Annotated in this window: 4 protein-coding genes; 3 read left to right on the forward strand and 1 reads right to left on the reverse strand. The window is 46.4% G+C overall.

All coding sequences use genetic code 11. The features are described from left to right. Positions 1-5: 5 nt before the first annotated feature. Entirely contained in the window at positions 6-1,337 is a 1,332-nt protein-coding gene (locus NBH14_RS17465) for a TolC family protein (protein ID WP_186960412.1), read from the reverse strand. Positions 1,338-1,585: 248 nt separating this feature from the next. Between NBH14_RS17465 and NBH14_RS17470 the strand changes: the two genes are divergently transcribed. The 3 genes from NBH14_RS17470 to NBH14_RS17480 all read left to right on the forward strand — a co-directional run bounded on the left by NBH14_RS17470 (position 1,586) and on the right by NBH14_RS17480 (position 5,810). Next, the gene (locus tag NBH14_RS17470) at positions 1,586-2,938 is read left to right on the forward strand and encodes a sigma-54-dependent transcriptional regulator (RefSeq protein ID WP_128135704.1); all 1,353 of its coding nucleotides are present in this window, start codon (positions 1,586-1,588) and stop codon (positions 2,936-2,938) included. A 120-nt stretch (positions 2,939-3,058) separates the two neighbouring features. Further along, complete coding sequence (locus NBH14_RS17475; RefSeq protein ID WP_128135705.1) at positions 3,059-4,375, forward strand: sensor histidine kinase; 1,317 nt, start codon at positions 3,059-3,061, stop codon at positions 4,373-4,375. Positions 4,376-4,556: 181 nt separating this feature from the next. Next, positions 4,557-5,810 carry an Nramp family divalent metal transporter gene (locus NBH14_RS17480; RefSeq protein WP_128135706.1) on the forward strand — a complete coding sequence of 418 codons (1,254 nt, stop codon included), beginning with the start codon at positions 4,557-4,559 and terminating at the stop codon, positions 5,808-5,810. The last annotated feature ends 199 nt before the right edge of the window (positions 5,811-6,009 follow it).

A 6,009-nucleotide genomic window follows, 5' to 3' on the forward strand; every position in this document is an offset into this window, starting at 1 on the left:
AATTTTCAATCAAAAAGCGGTTTACCTTTATAGTAATCAACCAACTTGCATTTCAGCAGATACATCAGCTTCCGTTGCAGCAAATCAGCCTTCGACAGCAGTAAAGTGTTGGCACTGGTCTGTAAGTCGATCGGGCTCATCAGGCCTTCTTCGAATTTGCGAAGAGTCACCTGGTAGGCTATTTCGTCCGCCTGGGCTTTTTTTTCCATCTGGATCGTTTCCTTGGCGTACCCTTCACGATCGAGGATAGCCTGTTCGATAGCCGTCTGCAACTGGCGGAGCACCTCGGTCTGCTGTTCCTGGGCGATACGCATATTGTTGCGGGCCTTGCGCAGATTTGTCAGACGGTCCAGGCCATTAAAAAGCGGGAAACTCAGGTTAAAGGAAATGTATTCCCCCCGGTTGTTCTTAAACTGGCTTCCGAATGCAGTGGGTGCCTGTTCCGCTTTCAGGTTCTCATAATAATTGGTGGAAATACCGGCTGAGAATGAGATGGAAGGCAACATGCGCCCTTTAGCCATCAGATATTGCATTTTAGAAGACTTCAGTTGGAGTTGTGCCTGTAAAGCTGTCGGGTCATTATCGGATGCGTAATCGTAAATTTCCTCCACCGATTCCAGCATGGTTGCATACGATTTATCCAGAAGCATGGTATCTACATCCAGCTCCATATCCGACGGGAAGTTCATATTTTGTTTCAAAGTCAATATGGCTGTATTCAACAGATTCTGCTGATGCGTCAGATTATAATCGTTGGCAGCGACCTGCGCTTCGATCTGGGCGACATCGGCTTTTCCTTTCAGTCCCAGTTCTTCCTGGCGACGGGTTCTATACAGGATGCGGCTGTTCTCTTCCAGTTGCTCGGCAGCCAGTTTTACTGTTCCCTGATAATATACGACATCCATGAAAGCCTGCATCGTATTGATTGCCAGATCATCCTTTTCCTTCTGGACGTCATTCATACCCAGTTGGCGGTTTGCTTTTGCCATGCGCCATTGGTTGATCAGTTGTCCCCCATTAAATATAGGTATGGAAACACTCAAGCCATATCCGTTATTAAATGTAGATGTATTGTTATAGACGTTGGTTTCCGGGTCAATGGAACGTCCGAAACTATACTGCGCTCCCACACTTGCACTCATGGAAGGGAAGAAAGAAGCTACTGCTGAATTCAACTCTGCTTTATAAGAATCGCTCGTATGGGTTTGTTTCTTGACTTTCGGACTGTTTTCAACGGCATAATGCATGCATTCGTCCATTGTCCAGCGTTTTTCCTGGGCCATGGCAGCTGTTGCCAGGCTAAGCGAAAGGATCGATGTAACTATTATCTGTTTCATTTTTGTGTTATTTTCTGCCAACAAAAGGGCAAAGAGCGTGCCAAACCTGATAAAACACTATTTATCAATAAATTGTAAAAACCGTTCTTTTTCAGAAGTGTAAAGAAATTAGACAGTGGTGTATAATTATTAGACAACCTGCATTTATCCGTTTTGTACGCATATTTTATCTGTCTAAATTTTAGACACAGGTTAGGTAGTATAAAACCGAAGCCCTATCTTTGCATTATAAATACATTAATATCACAATGGCTAAACAAGGCACCATACTGGTCGTAGACGATAACAAGGGGATTCTCACCGCAGTACAGATGCTGTTAGGTACCTGCTTCGAGAAAGTGATAACCATCTCTACCCCAAACAAAATAAAGACAACACTGCATAACGAGAATGTGGACGTAGTCCTGCTGGATATGAATTTCAGTGCCGGAATCAACACCGGCAACGAGGGGCTTTTCTGGCTGTCCGAAATAAAGAAGGAAGACCCGGCCGTACAGGTCGTACTCTTCACCGCCTATGCAGATATAGACCTGGCAGTAAGGGGCATCAAGGAAGGCGCCACCGACTTCGTTGTCAAACCCTGGAACAATGCAAAACTGCTGGAAACGCTGAAAACGGCTTACGATATCCGGATGGCAAACCGGAAAGGAGTTCCGCATGAGAGCAGCAAGCAGGTTATCTCTAAGGAAAGCGGCATGTTCTGGGGCGAAAGCAATGCCATGCAGCAACTCCGCAACCTGATCGAAAAGGTTGCCAAAACTGATGCCAATATCCTGATCACCGGAGAGAACGGGACTGGTAAGGAAATGCTGGCAAGGGAAATACATATGCTATCGAACCGCAAAAAAGAGGCTATGGTCCCCGTAGATATGGGTGCCATCACCGAAACATTGTTTGAAAGCGAACTGTTCGGCCATATGAAAGGTGCCTTTACCGATGCACGCGCCGACCGTCCCGGTAAGTTCGAGGCAGCCAACAACGGAACCCTGTTCCTGGATGAAATCGGGAACCTCTCCTATCATTTACAGGCAAAGCTACTGACTGCCATCCAGCGCCGCAGCATCGTCCGGGTAGGAAGCAACACCCCTATCCCGGTAAATATCCGCCTGATCTGTGCCACCAACCGCGATTTGCAAGATATGGTACAGAAAGAGCAGTTCCGTGAGGACCTTTTATACCGTATCAACACGATACACGTAGAAATACCGTCCCTCCGCGAACGTCCGGAAGACATTGTTCCGCTGACTGAAATATTCCTGGCAAAATATTGCAATATCTACGGTAAATCCTCCATGCGCCTCAGCGCGGATGCAAAGGATAAATTGAAGCAGCAACCCTGGTTCGGTAATATCCGCGAACTGGAACATACCATCGAAAAGGCCGTGATTATTTCTGAAGGCGAAACCCTCGACAGCTCCGACTTCGACTTCCCCCGCAAGAAAGAATCGCCGCTGAAAGAGGCAACCACGCTGGAAGAGATGGAGTACAACATGATTAAGAATGCCATGGACAAGTACAACGGCAATCTCTCCCTCGTCGCCAGCCAATTGGGTATTTCACGTCAGACGCTGTACAATAAAATCAAACGTTATGAATTATAATGTGCCAATATGCCAATGTGCTGATATGCCAATGAAAGGCACAGCACAACACAACGTAGGTTGTATCCGTAATTGGCACATTGGCACATTGGCATATTAGCACATTGACACATTATTCTTATGTTAAAAGGCATATATCATAGTCTGACTTTCCGGCTGGGGTTATTCGGAATATTAACCGTTGCAGGAACCTATTTCGCCATGACTCGGCAATGGGAATGGTTCATCCTCGTTTTCTTAGGCTGGCTGTATTCCATACGGATGATGAGCGAATTATACAAACGCAATGCCCAGAAGGTAGCCTTCATGTTCGATGCCATCGACAATAGCGACTATGCATTCCAATATGCCACCCGAGGACGTTCATCCAACGACAAACTGGTAAGCGAATCATTAAACCGCATCACCCAGATACTTTTCCAGGCGAAAGCGGAAGCCGTGCAGAAAGAAAAATATTACGAGTTGATCATGAACTCGGTCAATACCGGCATAATCGTATTGGACGATATAGGCAATATCTACCAGACCAACAACGAAGCCCTTCGTCTGCTGGGTCTTTCCGTTTTCACCCATGTCAAACAGCTGGCGCGCATTGATGAAAAACTACAGACTACGATTGCCAATATCCTCCCGGGCGACAAACATCAGATATCATTCGTAAACGAACGCGGAACGGTAAACCTTTCCATCCGCGTATCCGAAATGACCTTGCAGGAAAAACATGTGCGTATCCTGGCTATCAACGATATCAACAGCGAACTGGACGATAAGGAAATCGACTCCTGGATACGTCTGACCCGTGTGCTGACACACGAAATCATGAACTCCGTCACCCCGATCACCTCACTGAGCGATACGTTGCTTTCCATCCACGAAGACGCCGACAGCGAAATACGTAACGGACTGGAAGTAATCAGTACAACAGGAAAGAGCCTGATCTCATTTGTCGAGTCATACCGCAAGTTTACCCATATCCCGACACCGGAACCTTCGCTATTCTATGTACAGAAGTTTGCGGAGCGGATGACAAATCTGGCCCGTCACCACAACAATTTCCCCAATATAACGATTAATATAAATATAGAACCGGCCGACCTGATCGTTTATGCGGATGAAAAACTGATCACCCAGGTTGTACTGAACCTGCTGAAGAATGCCATGCAGGCTATCGGCAGCGAACAACCGGACGGGCTAATCGAGCTGAAAGCCTATTGCAATCCGGACGAGTCCGTGATTATCGAGGTGAGCAACAATGGTCCTACCATCCCACCGGAAGAAGCGGAACATATTTTTGTGCCGTTCTTCACGACCAAAGAAGGCGGAAGCGGCATCGGGTTATCCATCTCGCGGCAGATCATGCGGCTCTCGGGGGGTAGCATTGCCTTAAAGAGCAATCCGGCGATAAACAAAACGTCGTTTATTCTGACGTTCCCGTAGAAAACAATAAAACGTTCCCTTTGTTATTTCTATTAGAGGTACGTCTAATTTTATTTACACCTAGGTCTAAATCGATTTACACGTACGTCTAAATGAATTTAGAGGTAGGTCTGTTTCAAAAGACTACAGGAAAGAATAAAAAGAAAGTAACTAACATTTTGATATAACAAGTAATTAAAACATGAAACTGCTAGACAAACTCAAGATCAATCACAAACCTCGTTCCGGAGGATTAGACCTTTTAAAATACATAGGCCCTGGATTATTAGTCACCGTAGGATTCATCGACCCCGGAAACTGGGCAACCAACCTGGCTGCCGGTTCCGAATTCGGATATGCACTGCTATGGGTGGTTACTTTCTCTTCCATCATGTTGATCATTATCCAGCATAACGTTGCCCACCTCGGAATCGTAACCGGTTTGTGCTTATCGGAAGCAACCAATAAATATATGCCCCGGATGCTTAGCCGTCCTATTCTGGGTTCAGCCATGCTTGCCAGCATTTCGACTTCGCTTGCCGAGATATTAGGTGGTGCCATTGCACTGCGGATGCTGTTCAGCATACCGATAAAGATTGGTGCCGTAATCGTTACGATTGCCTGCCTGATTATGCTTCTCAGCAATACCTACAGCAAGATAGAACGCTGGATCATCATGTTCGTTTCCATTATCGGCCTCTCTTTCCTGTATGAACTGGCTTTGGTCGATGTCAATTGGGGACAGGCCGTCACCGGATGGGTAAAACCGTCGTTTCCTCCCAACTCCATGCTGATCATCATGAGTGTACTCGGTGCCGTAGTGATGCCCCACAACCTCTTCCTCCACTCGGAAGTGATACAGAGCCGCGAATGGAACCTGGAAGATGAATCCGTCATCAAGAAGCAGCTGAAATATGAATTTTATGATACGCTCCTGTCGATGGTTATCGGCTGGGCGATCAACTCGGCCATGATCATCCTGGCAGCAGCAACATTCTTTAAAGAAAAGATTACCGTAGACGAACTGGACCAGGCGCAACAATTACTGGTTCCCCTGGTTGGAAACAACGCCGGCGTGATCTTTGCCGCCGCACTGCTGCTGGCCGGTGTCTCTTCAACAATTACATCGGGTATTGCGGGAGCCTCCATCTTTGCCGGCTTCTACGGGGAAGCCTACAATCATAAAGACTTACACTCCAAGCTGGGAGTCATTCTTTCATTCGTCCCGGCCTTGCTCATCATCTTCCTGATCGGTGACCCGTTCAAAGGGTTGATCCTCTCGCAGATGTTGCTGAGCGTGCAGCTTCCTATCACTGTCTTTACCCAGGTATATCTAACCTCCAGCAAGAAAGTAATGGGACAATATGTCAATTCCCGTTCAACCACCATCCTTCTCGTATTATTGGGAACCATGGTTACGGTATTAAACATCGCTCTGCTAATCAGCCTATTTTAAAATAGTATAAGCATATGCCAATAGGGATAACTCTTATTACAATTATTATCAAATATGAGTGTAGCGTCGTTGGTAGGGGCGGTTCGCGAACCACACGTGTCCACTAAAAAAAATTAAGATTTAACTGGGTGTCAATTTGGCACCCAGTATCTTTTGTCCCCATGAACAACTCACTAAACGGCTTTTTGTCGAGCAATCC

It is taken from the genome of Parabacteroides caecihominis, from assembly GCF_023656785.1.
Classification (GTDB): domain Bacteria; phylum Bacteroidota; class Bacteroidia; order Bacteroidales; family Tannerellaceae; genus Parabacteroides; species Parabacteroides segnis.